Annotated in this window: 15 protein-coding genes; 4 read left to right on the top strand and 11 right to left on the bottom strand. The window is 71.4% G+C overall.

Features of this window, described 5'->3' with window-relative positions; all coding sequences use genetic code 11:
• Positions 1-71: 71 nt before the first annotated feature.
• Positions 72-1,769 (bottom strand): pyridoxal phosphate-dependent decarboxylase family protein, encoded by a 1,698-nt coding sequence (locus ACQ0O7_RS04170; RefSeq protein ID WP_430780407.1) that lies wholly within the window; start codon positions 1,767-1,769, stop codon positions 72-74.
• 10 nt (positions 1,770-1,779) lie between these two features.
• Positions 1,780-3,174: an MFS transporter gene (locus ACQ0O7_RS04165; RefSeq protein WP_430780406.1), complete on the bottom strand. Its 1,395-nt coding sequence runs from the start codon at positions 3,172-3,174 to the stop codon at positions 1,780-1,782.
• Between the two features lie 49 nt (positions 3,175-3,223).
• On the opposite strand from ACQ0O7_RS04165, the gene ACQ0O7_RS04160 reads away from it, so the two are divergent.
• On the top strand, positions 3,224-4,615 hold the full coding sequence (locus ACQ0O7_RS04160; RefSeq protein ID WP_430780405.1) for a gamma-glutamyltransferase: 1,392 nt from the start codon (positions 3,224-3,226) through the stop codon (positions 4,613-4,615).
• A gap of 194 nt (positions 4,616-4,809) precedes the next feature.
• Here ACQ0O7_RS04160 and ACQ0O7_RS04155 read toward each other — a convergent pair whose 3' ends face one another.
• On the bottom strand, positions 4,810-5,733 hold the full coding sequence (locus tag ACQ0O7_RS04155) for an NAD-dependent epimerase/dehydratase family protein (protein WP_430780404.1): 924 nt from the start codon (positions 5,731-5,733) through the stop codon (positions 4,810-4,812).
• Between the two features lie 101 nt (positions 5,734-5,834).
• On the opposite strand from ACQ0O7_RS04155, the gene ACQ0O7_RS04150 reads away from it, so the two are divergent.
• Positions 5,835-6,545 carry a TetR/AcrR family transcriptional regulator gene (locus tag ACQ0O7_RS04150; protein WP_430780403.1) on the top strand — a complete coding sequence of 237 codons (711 nt, stop codon included), beginning with the start codon at positions 5,835-5,837 and terminating at the stop codon, positions 6,543-6,545.
• Here ACQ0O7_RS04150 and ACQ0O7_RS04145 read toward each other — a convergent pair.
• Both ACQ0O7_RS04145 and ACQ0O7_RS04140 read right to left on the bottom strand, forming a co-directional pair.
• A complete protein-coding gene (locus ACQ0O7_RS04145) occupies positions 6,528-7,310 on the bottom strand; it encodes a class I SAM-dependent methyltransferase (protein ID WP_430780402.1) in 783 nt (260 codons plus the stop codon). The two genes, ACQ0O7_RS04150 and ACQ0O7_RS04145, sit on opposite strands and share 18 nt — an antisense overlap.
• Positions 7,310-7,612, bottom strand: coding sequence for an MGMT family protein (locus ACQ0O7_RS04140; RefSeq protein ID WP_430780401.1), 303 nt, complete (start codon positions 7,610-7,612; stop codon positions 7,310-7,312). Before ACQ0O7_RS04140 ends, ACQ0O7_RS04145 begins: the two co-directional genes overlap by 1 nt.
• 62 nt (positions 7,613-7,674) lie before the next feature.
• Here ACQ0O7_RS04140 and proB point away from each other — a divergent pair, with 62 nt between their 5' ends.
• Together proB and ACQ0O7_RS04130 are read left to right on the top strand one after the other, a co-directional pair.
• Positions 7,675-8,787: a glutamate 5-kinase gene (gene proB / locus ACQ0O7_RS04135; protein WP_430780400.1), complete on the top strand. Its 1,113-nt coding sequence runs from the start codon at positions 7,675-7,677 to the stop codon at positions 8,785-8,787.
• A gap of 11 nt (positions 8,788-8,798) precedes the next feature.
• On the top strand, positions 8,799-10,040 hold the full coding sequence (locus ACQ0O7_RS04130) for a glutamate-5-semialdehyde dehydrogenase (protein ID WP_430780399.1): 1,242 nt from the start codon (positions 8,799-8,801) through the stop codon (positions 10,038-10,040).
• Between the two features lie 5 nt (positions 10,041-10,045).
• On the opposite strand, the gene ACQ0O7_RS04125 is transcribed toward ACQ0O7_RS04130, so the two are convergent.
• From ACQ0O7_RS04125 to ACQ0O7_RS04100, 6 genes are all read right to left on the bottom strand, one after another.
• Positions 10,046-10,849 carry a prenyltransferase/squalene oxidase repeat-containing protein gene (locus ACQ0O7_RS04125; protein WP_430780398.1) on the bottom strand — a complete coding sequence of 268 codons (804 nt, stop codon included), beginning with the start codon at positions 10,847-10,849 and terminating at the stop codon, positions 10,046-10,048.
• Between the two features lie 87 nt (positions 10,850-10,936).
• Positions 10,937-12,118, bottom strand: coding sequence for an adenylyltransferase/sulfurtransferase MoeZ (moeZ, locus tag ACQ0O7_RS04120; protein ID WP_430780397.1), 1,182 nt, complete (start codon positions 12,116-12,118; stop codon positions 10,937-10,939).
• Between the two features lie 108 nt (positions 12,119-12,226).
• Complete coding sequence (locus ACQ0O7_RS04115) at positions 12,227-14,059, bottom strand: DUF3152 domain-containing protein (RefSeq protein ID WP_430780396.1); 1,833 nt, start codon at positions 14,057-14,059, stop codon at positions 12,227-12,229.
• A 180-nt stretch (positions 14,060-14,239) separates the two neighbouring features.
• Positions 14,240-15,070, bottom strand: coding sequence for a DUF3152 domain-containing protein (locus ACQ0O7_RS04110; protein ID WP_430780395.1), 831 nt, complete (start codon positions 15,068-15,070; stop codon positions 14,240-14,242).
• A gap of 86 nt (positions 15,071-15,156) precedes the next feature.
• Complete coding sequence (locus ACQ0O7_RS04105) at positions 15,157-16,125, bottom strand: alpha/beta hydrolase (protein WP_430780394.1); 969 nt, start codon at positions 16,123-16,125, stop codon at positions 15,157-15,159.
• Entirely contained in the window at positions 16,125-17,816 is a 1,692-nt protein-coding gene (locus tag ACQ0O7_RS04100; protein WP_430780393.1) for a Daple, read from the bottom strand. The genes ACQ0O7_RS04105 and ACQ0O7_RS04100 overlap by 1 nt, the downstream gene beginning before the upstream one ends.
• Positions 17,817-17,961 lie beyond the last annotated feature (145 nt).

Genomic DNA, 17,961 nt, shown 5'->3' with positions numbered 1-17,961 from the left:
GCGATCCGCATCGGGGATGCGGGGACGCGCTCCTACGCACAGAGGAAAGCCATGACGGCCACCCTACCGGGTCATGGTCGCTGCATCAGACTCAGAAATCCGGTCAGCAGGGCTTCACGCAACGGTGGCGGCGCCGCGTTCAGAACCGTGTTGACGACGGCCATCTGCGTGAAATCTCCACCACCCAGACCCAGGCCGTCAGCCAGGGAGGCGATCAACTCCGGGGTGATCATCTCCGGTGTCAGGGGCGGCAACGGTGGCAGCACAACCGGGCCACGAGCGCGCGCCGCCGCAACCGCGGACTCCAGGTCGGCCGCAAAGGCGGGCGCGGTGGCGTGAACGGCAGCAGTCACCGTCAGATGGATCGTGGGCGGCAGATCACCGAACGCCATCTGCGGCTGGGTGTGCCAACCGCGAGCAGCCAACTCATCAGCCAGAACAAACAGGTCGACCCGGTTCTCAACGCCACTCCACTCACCGCCACCGCCACCGCCACCGCCACCGCCACCGCCACCGCCACCGCCACCGCCACCGCCACCGCCACCGCCGGGATTGTCATCGCCGCGGCCGGTGCGGTCGCCGTGATCGGTGCGGTCGCCGTGATCGGTGCGGCCACCGTGATCGGCGTTCATGGTGCTTTCACTTTCGGCGGCCAGGCAGACCACGCTTGTCTCGGGTGGGGCGAAGAGCCGGACGCCGTCGGTGGCCTCGACCGCTGACGCGAGGATGTCGACTGCCGAGCGGGTCGCTTCGGCCAGCTTCGCGTAGCCGTCGTCGCCGATGCTGCGCAAGGTGGCGTAGGCGGCGGCGATCGGGCCGCCCGAGCGGGTGGACGAGATCACCGGGTTGATCATCGTGTAGCCGGGCCAGTCCGCATACGCGAAGTACTGCGGGAGGCGCAGTTCCTCGGAGGCATGCAGGAGGATCGAGACGCCCTTCGGGGTGTAGGCGTATTTGTGCAGGTCGACCGAAATGCTGGTGACGCCGGGCACGGACAGGTCGAACGGCGGCAGATCGGCCCCGAGCCGACGCAGGTAGGGCAGGATCCAGCCGCCGAAGCAGGCGTCCACATGGAACCGGACCCCGTGAGCCGCGGCCACGGCTGCGATCTCGGGAATCGGGTCGACGACGCCATGGGCATAGCTGGGGGCGGAAGCCGCGACAAGCACCGTATCCGGCGTGATCGCGGCGGCAATCGCCCGCGGATCAACCGTCAGCCCCCGGACCGGGACTCCACTCGCCGTCGGCCTCTCCCCCGGAGCGTTGCCGGGCGCTACGCCATTCCCCCGCTCTGCTTCCCATGGGCCGGGCGTGGGGGCCTGGACCGGCACGGTGTCCAGCTCGACGCGTAGGTAATGGGCCGCCTTCGCGAACGCGGCATGTGCGGTGGCGGGGACCACCAGGCGGGGGTGCGCGATGTCGGGGTGGGCGTCGCGCGCCGCCTTGACCGCCAGGATCAGTGATTCGGTGCCACCGCTGGTGACGCTGCCGACCGTGGACGGGCCACCGCCTAGCAGTTTGGCCGCGGCGGCGACCAGCGCATTCTCCATCGCCAGCAGGGACGGGAAGGCGGTCGGGTCGAGACCGTTGACGTGGGCGGTTGTCGCGTGCGCCGCCCGGGTCAGCTCGTCCAGGCCGTCCAGCGCGGGGTCGTAGACATAAGCGAACAGCCGGCCGCCGTGTGTCGGCAGGTCGGCGCCACGCATCTCGCGCAGCTCGGCGAGGATCCGCTCGCCCGGAACGCCCTTCGCGGGCAGCGCATCGGTCATGACGGCGACGTTATCCCTTCTCCGGCGGCACGCCCTCGGTTGTCCACAGCGGGGAGTTATCCACAGGGCCGGAACCCGATCCGGCTCGATCGTCGTAACGTCGCAGCAGCACCACGGCGGCACCGACCAGCAGGGCCGGGACGACCGTGAATCCGAGCAGTACCCCGAGCCGGGCCGAGTCGCTCTGAGCGGCCGGCTCACCGGTGGCCGACGAGACGTAACCGAAGAGCTGGAGGATCAATGCGTAGATTCCGGGCCCGAGCGCCAACCCGAAGGTCTCCCCCGCGGTCCACAGGCCGGTGAAGACGCCGGCCTGCCGACGGCCGGTGCGCTCGGTGTCGTGGGCGATGCAGTCCGGCAGCATCGCCATGGCGAAAACCTGCTGACCGGCGTACCCGACTCCGACCACGGCCACGATCAGATAGGCGGCGACCGCGGGCAGGGCCGGTGCGACGACCAGGCCCAGCGCCGCGACGGCGAAGAGCAGCGAGGCGGCGACCAGGGAACGAAGCTTGCCGTGCCGTCTACCGACAGCGGTCCAGAGCGGCATGACCAGGAGGGCGGGGCCGACGAAGGCGGCGAACAGGAAGGTCGAACCGGACTTCTGGACGAGGACGTGATCAGCGAAGTACTTGACTCCGGCCAGCATGGTGCCGATGCCGGCGGCCTGGACGATCCAGCAGGTCAACAGTGCACGGAAGGGGGCGTTCCCGTTGGCTACCCGAAGTTGCGCCCGGAGGCTCGGCTCGGCCTCGACGGCGGTGTGCGGGGCGGTTTTACGCGTACCGAGGAAGGTGGCGACCGCGCCCACGACGATGAGCGCGCCGACGAACGACCCGGACCACCGGTGGCCCTCGCGTCCTCCGCCGGTGAGCTCGACGACGAGTGGGGCTAGTGCGCCGGAGACCAGGATGGCCAGGGCCAGGACGGCGACCCGCCAGGTCATCAGCCGGGTCCGCTCGGCGTATCCGTCGGTGAGTTCGGCGGGCATCGCGACGTAGGGGACCTGGAAGAAGGCGAAGGCGGTGGCGGCGGCGAGGAAGAGGAGGGCGACCCACGCGGCGGAGGCGGTCCCACCCGGGAAGGGGGCCGCGAAGATGGCGGCGAAGAGCACGCCCAGCAGCAGTCCGGCGATCAAGAGAAAGGGTCGGCGGGAACCACGGCGATCGGAGATCCGGCCGGCCACCGGGTTGGCGAGGACGTCCCATGCCTTCGGAAGGAGGACCAGTAATCCGGACACACCGGCGGCTACACCCAGCGTGTCGGTCAGATAAGGCAGAAGAAGCAAACCGGGCACCGTACCGAACGCTCCGGTGACCAACGAGCCGAGGGCATATCCAGCCAAAACGCTGCGGGGTAGGCCACTCGTCGGAGGTACCACGGGAGAGGGACCGGAGGTCGTCATCGACGCGCATCGTAACCATGATCGCCCTGCTCCGCCTACGCTCGCCGCTATGAAAAGCGTTGCTGCCGGCGTCGCCGCCAGTCACCCGGCGACCGCTCGTACCGGGATGCGCGTTCTGCAGGCCGGTGGTTCCGCGGCCGATGCGGCGGTGGCCGCGGTGCTGGCCTGCTGTGTCGCCGAGACCGTCTACACCGGGCTGGGCGGAGGGGGGTTCGCCACCTACTTCGACGCGAGGACGCGTGAGGTCACCTGCCTCGACTTCTTCGTGGCGGTGCCGGGGCTCGACGGCGATCGGAGCCCGGCCGACATGGTGGCGGTGGACGTGTTCTTCGGCGGGCTGCCGCAGATCTACTCGATCGGCGGGGCCAGTGTGGCCGTGCCGGGTGTGCCGGCCGGGCTCGGGGAGGTGCACCGCCGCTGGGGCCGGCTGCCCTGGCCGGAGGTGGTGGCGCCGGCCGCGGGACTGGCCCGGACCGGGGTGCTGCTGCCACCGGCGCACGCGCGGACGCTGGAGTCGTGCGCGCCGGCGCTGGCCTACGGTGACGGGGCTGCCCTCTACCAGCCGGGCGGCCGGCTGTTGCAGGGCGACGAACTGCTCTTCCATCCGGGACTGGCGACCGCGATGGACGCGCTGGCTAACGACGGACCGGAGGTGTTCTATACCGGGGAGTACGGGAAGTTGCTCGTCGACACGGTACGGGCGGCGGGCGGGACGATCGGGCCGGCGGATCTCGCGGCCTATCGGGTCGCCTCGGTGCCGGTGGACCACGCGTCGCTGGCGGGGTACCGGGTGCACGCCCGGCACGACCTGAACCGGACCGTCGACACGATCGGTGCGCTACCCGCCGATCTGACCCGGTCCACTCGGGCGGCCGGGGTGGCGTCCGCTCTGGTCAACCGGGGTCAGCAGCGGCTCGGGGACACCACCAACGTCTCGGTGGTGGACATCGAGGGCAACGCCTGTGTGATCACCACGACGCTCGGGCTGGGGGCCGGGGTCTGGCTGCCGGGGCTCGGCATCAACCTGAACTCGATGCTGGGTGAGGGTGAGCTGTTGTCCGATGATCTGGTTCCGGGGCAGCGGATGTCGTCGTACATGTGCCCGCTCGTGGTGACCGCGCCGGATGGTGGGCTGGCCGTGGCGGCGGGTTCGGCGGGGGCCTCGCGGATCCGGACCGCGCTGGTGGACACGCTGCTCGGGGTGCTCGTCGACGGTTTGAGCGTGCCGGAGGCGATCGCGCGGCCACGGTTCCACGCGGTCGAGGACACCGTGCACGCCGAGGCCGGCTGTCCGCCCGGTGAGCTCGCGGCTCTGGCGGAGGCCGGCTGGCAGATCGTGGAATGGCCGGACATCAACCATTATTTCGGGGGTGTCACCGCCGTGGGCCGATCCGGTGCGGCCGGCGACCCACGACGCGGCGGAGTAGGGCTACTGCTGTAAGCGAGCCACAGACGGCCGGGTCAGCGCCGACCAGGACGGCTGGCGGGCGCCGGACGGAAGGCGGGCGCCGCACGGAAAGCGACCGCCGGACGGAAAGCGATCGCTGGGCGGAAGGCGAGCGCCGGACGGAAAGCGATCGCTGGGCGGAAGGCGAGCGCCGGGCGGCAGATAACAGCGCTGGATGGATGGTGGGGTCACATGGTCCGGGCCGCTGTTGATTCGGCGGCTGCGGCGGTTTCGTGGAGGGGGACGTCCAGCGGGGTGGGCTTCAGGCCGAAGGTGCGCTCGGTCAGCGACGAGTCGAGGATGAACGGGGCGTAGAACTGGTAGTCCATCTCGGCCATCTCGCGGGCCATCGGGACGGCCACGCCCGCCGTGCGCATCACGAAGCGGGGCATGCCGTGCACCTTCAGGCGGGGCTGGCCGGTCAGGTCGCAGTAACGGTCGGCCAGGGCGCGGATGCTGATCGCCTCCGGTGACGGCACGTGCCAGGCCCGGCCCCACGCGCGCTCGTCGCGGGCCAGCTCGACCAGCGTGCGGGCCATGTCACCGGTGTAGGTGAAGGTGTGCGGGGCGTCCATGTCGCCGGGGCCCCACGCGGCCCGGCCGGCCTTGATGGCGGGCAGCAGCACGCTGGAGAACACGCCGACCGCCCCGGCGCCCAGGTAGTCGGAGGCGCGGGCCTCGAAGGTGCGCACCCCACTGTCCAGGGCGTCCTGCCACATCTTGTTGCGCACCCGCCCCTTGCGGCCGGTGGCGGCGAGCGGGCTGTGCTCGGTCATCAAGCCGCCGGGCTGGGGGCCGTAGCCGTACAGGTTGCCGGTGATGGCGTACACCGCTCCGGACGCTTTCGCCGCGGCGATCATCGCGTCGTTCATCGGGAACCAGAGTCGGGTCCACTCGGTGTATTTCGGGTTGGCGCAGTTGTAGACGACCTCGGCGCCCTCGGCCAGCCGGGTGAGCCGGCCGGTGTCGGAGGCGTCGGCGGCGACCCGCTCGATCAGCTCGTGGGTGGGGCCGCCGCCGCCGCGGGTCACCATGCGGACGTGTTCGCCGCGATCGGCGAGCAGGCGGGCGACGGTGGAGCCGATCGGACCGGAACCGACAATCAGGTGCATGGCGCTCTCCTTTGTGAGCAGTGCTCTCTATTGAGAACAACGATCGCACAACGCGCTAGGAAAAAGCAAGAGCAGTGCTCTCGTTATGGCACACTGTCCCCATGACTGAGCGCCCACCAGCAAAAACGCCGACCGGCCTGCGGGCCCGGGTGCGGGCCGAGATGACCGAGGAGATCAAGTCGGTGGCCCGGCAGCACCTGTCCACCGACGGGGCGAACCTGTCCCTGCGCGCGGTGGCCCGGGACCTGGGGATGGCCTCGTCGGCGGTCTACCGGTACTTCGCCAGCCGGGACGAGCTGCTCACCGCGCTGATCGTCGACGCGTACAACACGGTCGGCGAGGCCGCCGAGCAGGCCGCGGCGCAGCAGGCCACACCACTGGGGAAATGGCTGGCGGCGGCGCACGCGGCCCGGGACTGGGCGCTGGCGAACCCGCACGAGTGGGCGCTGATCTACGGCAGCCCGGTGCCCGGGTACGAGGCGCCGCAGGACACGGTGCTACCGGCCACCCGACTGCTCCTGCAGATGGGGGCGGCGCTCGCGCAGGCGTACCGAGACGGGGAACTCGCCGGCCGGGAGCCGATCACCGGACGCTTCCTCGACCAGCTCGGGCCGATCGCCGAGCAGTTCTATCCGGGCCTGCCGGCACGGTTCGTGGCGGACACCATCGCGGCCTACTTCCAGCTCTGCGGCGCGATCAGCTATGAGCTGTTCGGGCAGCTCAGGCACTCGATCGAGGAGGACCGGCGGGGTTTCTTCGAGTTCCAGATGCGCAACGCGGCGGCGACCGTGGGACTAACGGGCCCGCAGTAGGTGACCACCGGGCGTCGACGGGGGCACGTCGGTACGGCCGAAGTAACGCGCGGCCAGCGCCGACGGCCCCAGATCCTCGATCTCGGTGAATCCGAGACCGCGCAACCGGGAGCCGATCTCGGCCGGTTCGGCGTACGACAGCCAGGGCTCGCCGATCGCGGCCGCCCGCGCGGCCCGCGCCTCCAGAGCGGCCCGCCGATCGTCGGCCATCAGGGCGGGTGACTGGGCGTAGTCGAAGACCACCTCGTGACCGGCGATCGACGTCAGCGTCGTGGTGAAGGCGTCCGGGGTCAGGTAGGGAACCACGCCGAGCCAGAGGAAGAACGTCGGCTGATCCCAGACCGGTAGCGCGGTGGTCTCGAAGTCGACACCCAGGTAGCTCACGGTCGGCGGGATGTCGATGCCCGCGGATGCCAGCCGCTCCCGTTTCCACAGCTGGGTGTCCGGATGGTCGACTTCGACGACCGACAGGCCGGGGTACGGGTTGCGGTACCCGAAAGTGTCCAGCCCGGCCCCCAGCACGACGGCCTGGCGCACACCCCGGGACACCGCGGCGGCCAGGGCGTCCTCGGCGAACCGGTGCCGGGCCGCGATGAACAGGCGCATGCCCCGGCGTGGTGCGTCGGCGAGGAGGGCCTGCTCGGGTTCTCCGGACACCCGTACCGCCAAATCGTCCTTGAAGATCGACCCGCCCTCCAGGAGCTGATGGGCGGCCCGGTAGCGGGCGGCGCTCCACGCTGTCCGGCTCGGTGATCCGGCGCGCATCAGGGCATCCATCCGGCGTCCGCGATCAGCACCCGGTCGCCGCGCATCGGCACGCCCTCGGCCAGCAGCAACGCCTTGGCCCGCGCCTCGTGGCCGGGTGGGAGCCGGCCGCCGCCGCTGCACACCCGGTGCCAGGGGACCGCGCCGCCGTGCAGCGACATGATCCGGCCGATCTGGCGGGGCGAGTTGCGGCCGGAGCGCTCGGCCAGGGCGTCGGCGATGGCGCCGTACGACATCACCCGGCCCTCGGGGATCCGCTCCACGAGGGTCAGGACCTCTTCGACGTACTCCTGCGGTGTCATCGCCCGCCACGATATGGGATCTGACAACGATCGACACCCGCCTGCCGAGCACAATGGGCCGAGTGCGGGATGAGGTGACCGGTGCACGCCGGATCGTGGTCAAGGTGGGGTCGTCCTCGCTGACCACCGCGGCGGGCGGCATCGACGAGCAGCGGGTGGACGCCCTGATCGACGAGCTGGGCAGGCTCGCGACCGGTGGCCGTGAGGTGGTTCTGGTCTCCAGCGGCGCGATCGCCGCCGGGCTGGCCCCACTGCATCTGTCGCGCCGACCGCGTGACCTGGCCACCCAGCAGGCGGCGGCCTCGGTGGGCCAGGGGCTTCTGATCGGGCGTTACATCTCCGGTTTCGCCCGGCACGGCGTGACGGTGGGCCAGGTGCTGTTGACCGTCGACGACGTGACCCGGCGGGCGCACTACCGCAACGCCTATCGCACGCTGCGCAAACTGCTGGATCTGGGCGCGCTGCCGATCGTCAACGAGAACGACACGGTGGCCACCGAGGAGATCCGTTTCGGGGACAACGACCGGCTGGCCGCGCTGGTGGCCGTGCTGGCCGACGCCGACCTGCTGGTGCTGCTCTCCGATGTGGACGCGCTCTACACCGGCGATCCGGCCGACCCGTCGTCCCGGCGGATCGCGCTGGTCCGGGACGACGGCGATCTCGAAGGGGTGACGATCGGCTCGGCGGGCAAGGCCGGGGTCGGCACCGGTGGCATGGTCACCAAGGTCGAGGCGGCCCGGATCGCCACCGGGTTCGGCATCCCGGTGGTGCTGACCGCGGCGCCGCTGGCCGCCGCGGCGCTGGCCGGCGAGGAGGTGGGCACGCTGTTCACGGCGGCCGCCACCCGTCCGGCGGCCCGGTTGTTCTGGCTGGCCCACGCCACGTCGCCGCGTGGGCGTCTGCATCTGGACGCGGGCGCGGTCGCGGCGGTGGTGGCCCGGCGCAAGTCGCTGCTGCCGGCCGGGATCACCGCGGTCGACGGGTCGTTCGCGGCCGGCGACCCGGTGGACCTGGTGGACGCCGGTTCGGGCACTCCGGTGGCGCGCGGGCTGGTCAACTACGACGCGGTGGAGTTGCCGCCGCTGCTCGGGCGGTCCACACCGGAGTTGGCCGCGGCGCTGGGGCCGGGATATGAACGAGAGGTCGTCCACCGGGACGATCTGGTGCTGCTATAGAAAGGCTCGCCATGAGCGTGCTGGAACAAGCCGCCGCCGCGCGGGTCGCCTCCATCGATCTGGCCCGGGCCACCCGTGCCGAGAAGGATGCCGCCCTGCTGCTGATGGCCGACCGGATGGTCGAGCGGACCGACGACATCGTCCACGCCAACGGGGTGGACATCACGAACGCGCGGGAGAGTGGCCTGTCCGAGGCGATGATCGACCGGCTGACGCTGACCCCGGAGCGGGTCGAGGCGATGGCCGACGGTCTGCGCCAGCTCGCCGTGCTGCCCGACCCGATCGGTGACGTGGTGCGCGGTTCGACTCTGGCCAACGGGCTGGAGCTGCGGCAGGTGCGGGTGCCGTTCGGGGTGGTCGGGATGATCTACGAGGGCCGGCCGAACGTGACCGCCGACGCCGCCGGCATCTGTCTGAAGAGCGGCAACGCGGCTCTGCTGCGCGGTTCCGGCTCGGCCTTCTCGTCGAACGCAGCGATCGTCGCGGTGCTGCGCAAGGCGATCGCCGACGCCGGCCTGCCGGTCAACACGATCCAGCTGCTGGACGCCACCACCCGCGACTCGGTGAAGGAGCTGATGCGGGCCCGCGGGCTGGTCGACGTGCTGATCCCGCGCGGTGGCGCCTCGCTGATCAAGACGGTGGTGGAGCAGTCGACGGTTCCGGTGATCGAGACCGGGGTGGGCAACTGCCACGTCTACGTGGACTCGGCCGCCGATCTGGAGAAGGCGCTGGCGGTCACCGTCAACTCGAAGACACAGCGCTACTCCACCTGCAACACCGCCGAGTCGCTGCTGGTGCACGCCGAGATCGCGGACACCTTCCTGCCGCTGGTGCTGGAGGAGTTGCAGAGCCGCGGCGTCACCGTGCACGGCGACGCCCGCGTGGCGGGTTACGACGATGCGGTGGTCCCTGCCACTTCCGACGATTGGGGTACGGAATACCTGTCCCCGGACATCGCGGTGGCCGTCGTCGACTCCTTGGACGACGCGCTCGACCACATCCGCCAGTGGGGCACCGGTCACACCGAGGCCATCGTGAGCGAGTCGACCACGGCGACCCGGCGGTTCGTGGCCGGGGTGGACGCGGCGGCGGTGATGGTGAACGCGTCGACCCGGTTCACCGACGGCGGCGAGTTCGGCTTCGGTGCGGAGATCGGCATCAGCACGCAGAAACTGCACGCCCGCGGCCCGATGGGCTTGCCGGAGCTGACCTCCACGAAGTATGTGGTGACCGGTAACGGTCACACCCGCTAGTCAGGTCAACGAAGGGCCCGCAGCGCCGTCAGCGTCGTGTTGACGTCGAAGAGCGGGCCCTCGTTGCTGTCCCAGCCGCCGTCCGGGCGCTGCGTCTCGCCCAGGCGTTTCCAGGCGCTCTGCAGCAGCCAGTCGTCGCCCAGGTTGACCCGCCGCAGCGCCACCGCCATCGACGCCACGTCGGCCGGTGACATGTCCGGCAGGCGGCTGCCGAGCACCTGCTGGACCCGGGCCGACTCGTAGAAGAACTGCTGCTGGTGCAGGAGCCCGGCGGCGTGCCAGCCGGTGGCCAGGAAGGAAGGCCAGCTGCCGTCCGGCCGCAGCTGCGCCACCACCCAGGCGGCTGACGAGCGAGCGATCTCGCCGTACGCCGAACGGGTTTGAAAGGGGTCGGTGATCACCGCGGCGGCGGTGAGCCAGAAGCCGGCCACCGAGGTCAGGTAGAGGGTGGCCTCCGGGTCGCCGGGCAGCGCCCACGGCGGCGCCTGCTCGGTCAGCGACTCGTGCTCCTGCCAGGTGCCGTCGGCCCGCTGTGCCGAGGCCAGCCATTGCAGGGCACGCTCGCCGATCGGGCCGTTGAGGGCGCCGATGTCGTCCAGCTCGGCGAGGCGGAAGCAGGTGGCGTCGACCGACGGGATCGCACCGTCGGCGGAGGCGGGCCAGCCGCCCTCGGGCATCTGCCCGGCGGCGATCCGGTCGACGGCGTCCGGCGGGGGCGGCTGACCGGTCCTGATATGGGACAACCGCGCCCGTTCGACGGGGTCACCGTGGGCGACCACATAGCCAATCGCGGCGTCTATATCGATCACGGTGACGACGGTACCGGCCGGACCTGTGGAACGCAGGCCCGTTCTGTCCGGGGAGTCACCCGTTGGTGACTCCCCGATCATGACGACTCAGTACGCCGGGAGCGACGGGTCGACCGTGTTGACCCAGGACACGATGCCGCCCTGGACGTGCACGGCGTCCTTGAAACCGGCCGCCTTGAGCGCGGCCAGCGCCTCCGCCGACCGCACACCCGACTTGCAGTGCAGCACGATCTGCTTGTCCTGCGGGAACTGGGACAGCGCCGCGCCGGACAGGATCTCGCCCTTGGGGATCAGGACCGCGCCGGGGATCCGGTTGATCTCCCACTCGGCCGGCTCGCGGACGTCGGCCAGGAAGATGTCCTTGCCGCTGTCCTGCCAGTCCTTGAGCTCGCGGGCGGTGATCGTGGAGCCGGTGATCGCCTCCTGCGCCTCGTCGGAGACCGCGCCGCAGAAGTCCTCGTAGTCCTCCAGCAGGTCGGTGACCGTCGGGTTGTCACCGCAGAGCGCGCAGTTCGGGTCCTTCCGGACCTTGATCTTGCGGTACTCCATCTCCAGGGCGTCGTAGACCATCAGGCGGCCGACCAGCGGCTCACCGATGCCGGTGATCAGCTTGATCGCCTCGTTGACCTGGATCGAGCCGATCGACGCGCACAGCACACCGAGCACGCCACCCTCGGCGCAGCTCGGGACCATGCCGGGCGGCGGGGGCTCCGGGTAGAGGCAGCGGTAGCAGGGACCGTGCTCCTCCCAGAAGACCGAGACCTGGCCGTCGAAGCGGTAGATGGATCCCCAGACGTACGGCTTACCCAACAGCACCGCGGCGTCGTTCACCATGTAACGCGTCGCGAAGTTGTCGGTGCCGTCGACGATCAGGTCGTACTGGCTGAAGATCTCTTTGACGTTGTCGCGGTCCAGCGCGGTGTTGTGAATGACCACGTTGACCAGCGGGTTGATCTCGGCGATGCTCCGGGCCGCGGACTCCGCCTTGGGCGTGCCGACGTCCGAGACACCGTGGATGACCTGGCGCTGGAGGTTGGACTCGTCGACCGTGTCGAAGTCGATGATGCCGAGCGTGCCCACCCCGGCCGCGGCCAGGTAGAGCAGCGCCGGCGAGCCGAGACCGCCCGCGCCGACCGCGAGGACCTTGGCGTTCTTCAACCGCTTCTGCCCGTCCATCCCGACGTCCGGGATGATCAGGTGACGCGAATAGCGGCGGATCTCGTCGACGCTCAGCTCGGCGGCCGGCTCGACGAGCGGGGGCAGAGCCACATTCACTCCCCGGGTTCGGTGGTAAGGATCGCCGACCATTGTTGCTCGATTAGCACCTGTGCATCCATGACGTTGGCCACCGGCCCGACATGCGGGATCGCGGAATAATCAGGCGACCGGCTCACCGTCGTACCGTTCGCCGTCCAGATACGGCCACGGGTTCGGCGTGCAGCCCTTCAGGCCGAACGTCTGCTGCTGCATCACCGGCGCCGGCTCGCCCTTGCCCGGACAGGCCTCGTGGCCGTGCCCCAGCTCGTGCCCGACCTCATGGTTGATCGCGTAGCGGCGATAGGTCTGCAGCCGGTCACCGAACTCCGGAACCGCCTCGGCCCATCGATCGGAGTTGATTATCACCCGCCCGGGAACCCGGCACGAGGTGTAACCCTCGGTGTCCAGGCCGCCAGTCGCGCACATCTTCTCCGAGGTCTTCGCCGACGCCAGGTAGACGGTGAAGTCCACGTCGGCACCACCCTTCGCGACCCGGCGCAGGCGCAGACTCCCGTCGTGCACCCAACTCCGGTCGTCACCCAACGTGGCGTCTATCGTCTCGGCGAACTCCTTGGCCGAGGTGCCCTCGACGATCTCCTCGACCGCCACCCGGAAGCGGTACAGACGGCCGCCGTCACCGAGCATCGGGCCGCGGCTGCGCTCGTAGCGGAACTGCCCGGCCGTACCCTCGGGCTTCGGTTCGGCCTTGTCGGCCGTCGGCTCCACCGCGGGCGCCGTCTCGGCCGGCACCCCGATCTCGCCGGCGGTCTGCGACGTCTCCCGGCCCGGTGCGATCGGCTGCTCGTCGTTCCACAATTCATGACCCACGACCAACACCAGAAGAACGACCATGACGTACGCCACCAGAACCGCACGCCTGCGCCGCCGGATCCGCCGCACCGAGGTCGCCTCGGGAACCGCGTGCCGGGCCGGCATCGAGCGCGAGTGCGCCGGAACGTACTCGGGCTCCTCCTCGACGAACAGCTCGGGCGCCTCGGGCAACAGCTCGGGTGTCTCGGGCAACAGCTCGGGCGCCGCGGGCACGGCCGGCTCCGGGCGGCTCAGCACCACCGGCAGGAAGTCGGGTTCCGGCTCGGGCGCCGGCGGAACGTAGATCCGCTCCTCGGTGACCGCCTCGAACTCCGGCGCGTGGTGCCGGCCCTCCGGCTCGGGCCATGCCTCGACCCGGGCCGGGACATGGATGTTCTCCGCCAGGTTGCGATCCAGCAGGCTCTTCGGCGGCCACAGGTTGTCCGGCAGCTCGGCCGGCAGGCGCAGGCTCGGCGGCAGACCCCGCCGGTTCGCGGTCCGCGGATAGAGGTCCACCGGCGGGAGATCCCGGACCGGTTCCACCTCCTCGATCTCCGGGGCCGGTGGGCGTACCGCCGCAAGCTCCGGGACCGATGGGCGCACCGCTTCGGGCGGGCCGGCCGGCGGCCGGGAGGTCAGCGTCGGACGGCTGCCCACGCCGGGCCGGGTGCCACCGGGAGCGGCCCGGAAGGCCGGACCGGCACCGACCGAGCGGCTCGGGCGGCGGCCACCGGTGGCCCGAGGGTTCACGAAGGCGCCCGGCGCCGCCATCGGGTCGCCGCCGGCCGGCGCGGGCGGCTCCGGCTGAGGCTCCCGGGGCTGCGAGGCGGCGAGACGCTCGGCGGCCAGCTCCAGGATCCCGCGGGTCATCGCCGGCTCCGGCGCCTCCGCCACGGTCTCCACCGGCGGCTCCACCGGTTCGGTCACCGGCTTCGCCGCGATGGCCCGGCGCCGGGACGGCTTGGGCGGTTCCTCCTCGGCCGGCGCCCGGGTGACAGCGGTCTTGCGGGCCGGTGTCCGGGTCGGTGCGGTCCGCGCCGAGGTGCTCTTGACCGCGGCCGGCCTCGGCTTCTCCGGGTTCTCCGCGGTGGTGGACTTCTTGGCGGCCGGTTTGCGCGCGGGCTTGCGGACCGGCTCGGTCACCGGCGACTTCGTGGTGGAGGTCGCCGGCACGGCACGGGCGCGGGAACGCCCGGCCCGGCCTCGGTCATCTCCGGCGGCCGGGTCAACAGGGCTGTTTGTCGCGTTTGCCATAGCAAGCGAAAGCCTGCCATGACTCACCGTCCGTCACAGGACTTTCGCGTTTCCGTACCGGATGGGCTTTCAGAGCAGCGGTCCGGAGAGGTCCTTGTCGTTGCGGCGCGGCCAGGAGTACGGCTTGCAGCCTCGCAGGATCAGCGTCTGCTGCACCATCACCGGAGCCGGTCCGCCCGCCTTGGGACACCCCTCGTGCCGGTGCCCCAGCTCGTGCCCGACCTCGTGATTGATCACGTACCGCCGGTACTCGGCCAGCCCCACCTTCGCCTCCAGGTACGGCGTCGACGACTTCCGCCAGCGGTCCAGGTTCAGGATCGCCTTGCCGGTGGTCCGGCAGGAGGTGAACGGCACCCCACCGATCCGGATGTTGGTGCCGCCCTGCTCACACATCCGCCCGGCGGTGTCCCGGGTGGCCAGGTAGACGGTGAAGTCGGCCTTGTCGGTGCCGGCCACCATCTGCAGCCGCAGCTTGCCGGAGCCGGACCAGCTGCGGTCGTCCTCCAGCGTCGCCCGCACCTGCGCGGTGAAGTCGTCGACGTCCTCGCCGCTGCCCTTCTCGACAGCGACCTTGAACCGGTGCAGCTTGCCCTTGCGGCCGGCCACCGGACCGCGCTCCCCGGAGAACGTGAACTTCCCGGATCCCGTCGTCGGCGTCCTGCCCTTGAGCTGGAGCACGTCCTCGGCCAGTGTCTCCCGGGTCGGCTCCTCGCTCGGCGACACGCCGGCCACCGGCTCGTCGGACGGCTCCGGCACGCTCACCGACGGCGGGGCGGCCGCCGCCGGATGCCAGGCGGGACCGGATTCACTTGTCGAACAGCCGGCGATCAGGGTGGCCGTGAGCACGCCCACGGTCACGGCGATCCAGGTCCGCTGTCGGCGGTGGGCATGGGAGATCATCGTTTTTCAGATTTCCACATACCGCGTACGGCGCCCAGCAGGGGACAACCTTGGTGCCGTGCGTTACATCGTGCAACCCCGGCGGGTCAGGAGTTTCTGCTGGTCGACTGGCGGACCTCGGCCAGCAGGCCGACGATCCCCCGGGCCACCAGGCGGGGCACCTCCATCTGGGCGACGTGCCCGACCCCGGGCAGCACCAGCAGCCGGCTGTCCGGGATCACCCGGGCCACCTGGGCCGGCACCCGTGGGTCCACCAGCCGGTCGTTCAGGCCGCCCATCACCAGCGTGGGCACCTCGACCCGGGCGGCCAGCCGCCACTGCGAGTTGATCCCCGGCAGGTAGGCCCGCAGGAAACTGCCGACCAGACCGCGAAGAGTGCCCAGGTACGCCTTCGGATAGTGAGCCACCGTGTAGCGGAGCTGGATCTCCTCCATCGCCTCGGCCCGCCGCTGCGGATGCACCTTGCTGGTGTCCCCGAAACAGGCGGCCAGCACCTGCTCGGCCATCTGCTCGGCGGTGAGCCGGGTCAGCGCCCAGGCCATCAGCCGCTCGGCGCCGGGCAGCGCCAGCACCGGCAGGACCGGGCCCTGGGCGGTCCGGCGCGGATCGAGGAACGGCATCGCCGGGGAGATCAGCGTGAGGGTCCGGACCAGATCCGGCCGCAGCGCCGCCACCCGCACCGAGATGGCCCCGCCCAGCGAGTTGCCGATCAGGTGGACCGGGCCACGGCCGTCATGCTCCAGATAGTCGATCAGCGTCGACGCGAAGGCCGGAATCGAATACCGCGGACTGGGGTCGCTGTAGCCGAATCCGGGCAGGTCCACCGCCTGCCCGTCCAGCCGGTCGGCGAGCAGCCCGGCCAGATCGGTGAAGTTCTGCGAGGAACCGCCGAGACCGTGCACATACACCGCGGGCTCGGCGTCCGGGCTCTGCCCGGGGGTGTCCCGGACGTGCAGCATCGCGCCGCCGACTGTCACCCGGCGCGCGGGCCACGGTGGCGGAATCTCACCCTCCGGCAACAGCGCGCTGTCGTCGGCCAGAATCGCACCCTTCATCAGGCCAAGAGTGCCTCAAGCCGGCGGTTGACGGCGGCCAGTGTGGCGCGGACCATCGCATGCCGGTCGTCACCGGTCACCACCGCCGAGCCGGCCAGCTGCTCGACCCAGCCGCCACCGCAGGACAGCAGCAGCACCACCACGGCGACCTGCATCGGGCCGAACGAGACGGCTGCGGCGTGCTCGACGAAGCAGCGTGCCGGGCCGTCCGGGTGACCGGAGGTGGACAGCAGCTCGTCGACGGCGCCCGCGGTGGCCGTCGCGCACAGGCGCAGCAGGTAGCCGTCGACCGCCGGGCCGGTGGCCACACCGGAGGCGGTCCGGCCGCCGGCACGCAGCCGCACCTCGACGGTGGCGTCCGCGCCGAACGAGTTGACGTGCACGTTCTCGATGATCACGCGAGGGCCCGGGTTGTCCCCCGGATCCAGTGGGCGGGGCTTGGAGGCGTCCGCCGGGACCAGAGCCGCCGGGGTGCTGATCGGCGGGGGCGGGGTGAACGCGGGCGGCGGGGCCATCAGCGCCGTCGGGCCGATCGGGGCGGCCGGCGGCACCGAGACCGGAGCGGCCGGCGTGAAGACCGGAGCGGCCGGGCCGGAGACCGGCGCGGCCGGACTCGACACCGGGCGGGCCGGGCTGGAGACCGGGCGCACCGGGCTGGACACCGGCGCCACCGGGACCGAGGCACGGGCCTGGCGGGTGGGCTGGCTGGGCAGCAGCGGCGTGCGCGGCGAGGAGACCGGGGCGCTGGACGGCCGGAGCGCGGCCGGCGGATCGCCCGGCATCGCCGCGTCCAGGCCCATCCGGTCCTGGAGCAGACGCGCCACCTGGCGGCTCACCTCGGCCGGGTCGGCGCCGTCGGACAGATCGAGGCGGAGGCTGTGCGCACCGGCCGGGGTGGCCCGCAGCGACGCGTCCCGGACACCGTCGACCTCGCGGACCGCGGCCAGGATGTCCTGGACGTCGAAGCCCTCCTGGCGCTCCTGGGCGGGCACGACGTCGCCGCGGCGCAGGTGCGTCGCTATCCGCGCCAATGCCGGTGCTTCGGCCGACGGCTCCACGGAGGGCGGCTCCGGAACTCTCGGGACGTCCGGCTGGGCCGGAACGCGCTGGGGCAGGACCCCGCGCGGTTCACCGTCGTCACCGGTCTCGGCGTCGTCGGTGCCCGGCAGCCCCGGCGAGGGGAATGACGGGTTACGCGGGAAGCTCGGCGAATCGTACGCCGAACCGTCGCCGGTCGCCCCGTCGAAAGGCGGCAACCCCTGCGCCAGAGTGTCGGTGACCAGGGCATGCCGGGACCGGATCGGCTCGGGCGGGACCGGCGCGGCGGGCGGCTGCTCGGCCGGCGCCTCGGGCAGCCAGTCCGGGCGGGGCATCGGCACCGCGGCACGCTGCTGGGGGTACGAGTCGTCGAGGTCACCCTCGTACGGATAGGGCGGTGCGCTGTTCGGTGTGGCGGGCAGCGGCGGCACGCCCGGCGGGCGGCGATGGCCGAGGATGTCGGCGAGCCGGTTCCGCTCGGCGGGCCACCCGTCAGTGGACCCGGAAGGGGGATTCTCGGAGTTCTGCGACGAATCGGGAATCCCGGACGACGGCTCCGTCCCATACGGCCTCTCGGCCGGGAACTGCTGCCGCCCGAAGGTTCGCCCGTCCGCCGGCCGCCGCCATGGAGGCGTGTCCACTCCCTGCTCCAACCCCGCTCCTGTGTTGCTCCACGAGCTGTCGTTGCTCGCCCAGCCGTTCACCCGTGTGCGGTCATGCGAGTCGGCTCCGTTGCCACCCGTTGAGGCTCCGGTGTCACCGGAATGCCCTGATTCATCCACCGCGTGCTCCTCGCTC

It is taken from the genome of Actinoplanes sp. G11-F43 (genome assembly GCF_050589265.1).
Classification (GTDB): Bacteria; Actinomycetota; Actinomycetes; order Mycobacteriales; family Micromonosporaceae; genus Actinoplanes.
The sequence above is the reverse complement of the archived record's forward strand: the minus strand, read 5'-3'. Positions and strand labels throughout refer to the sequence as shown.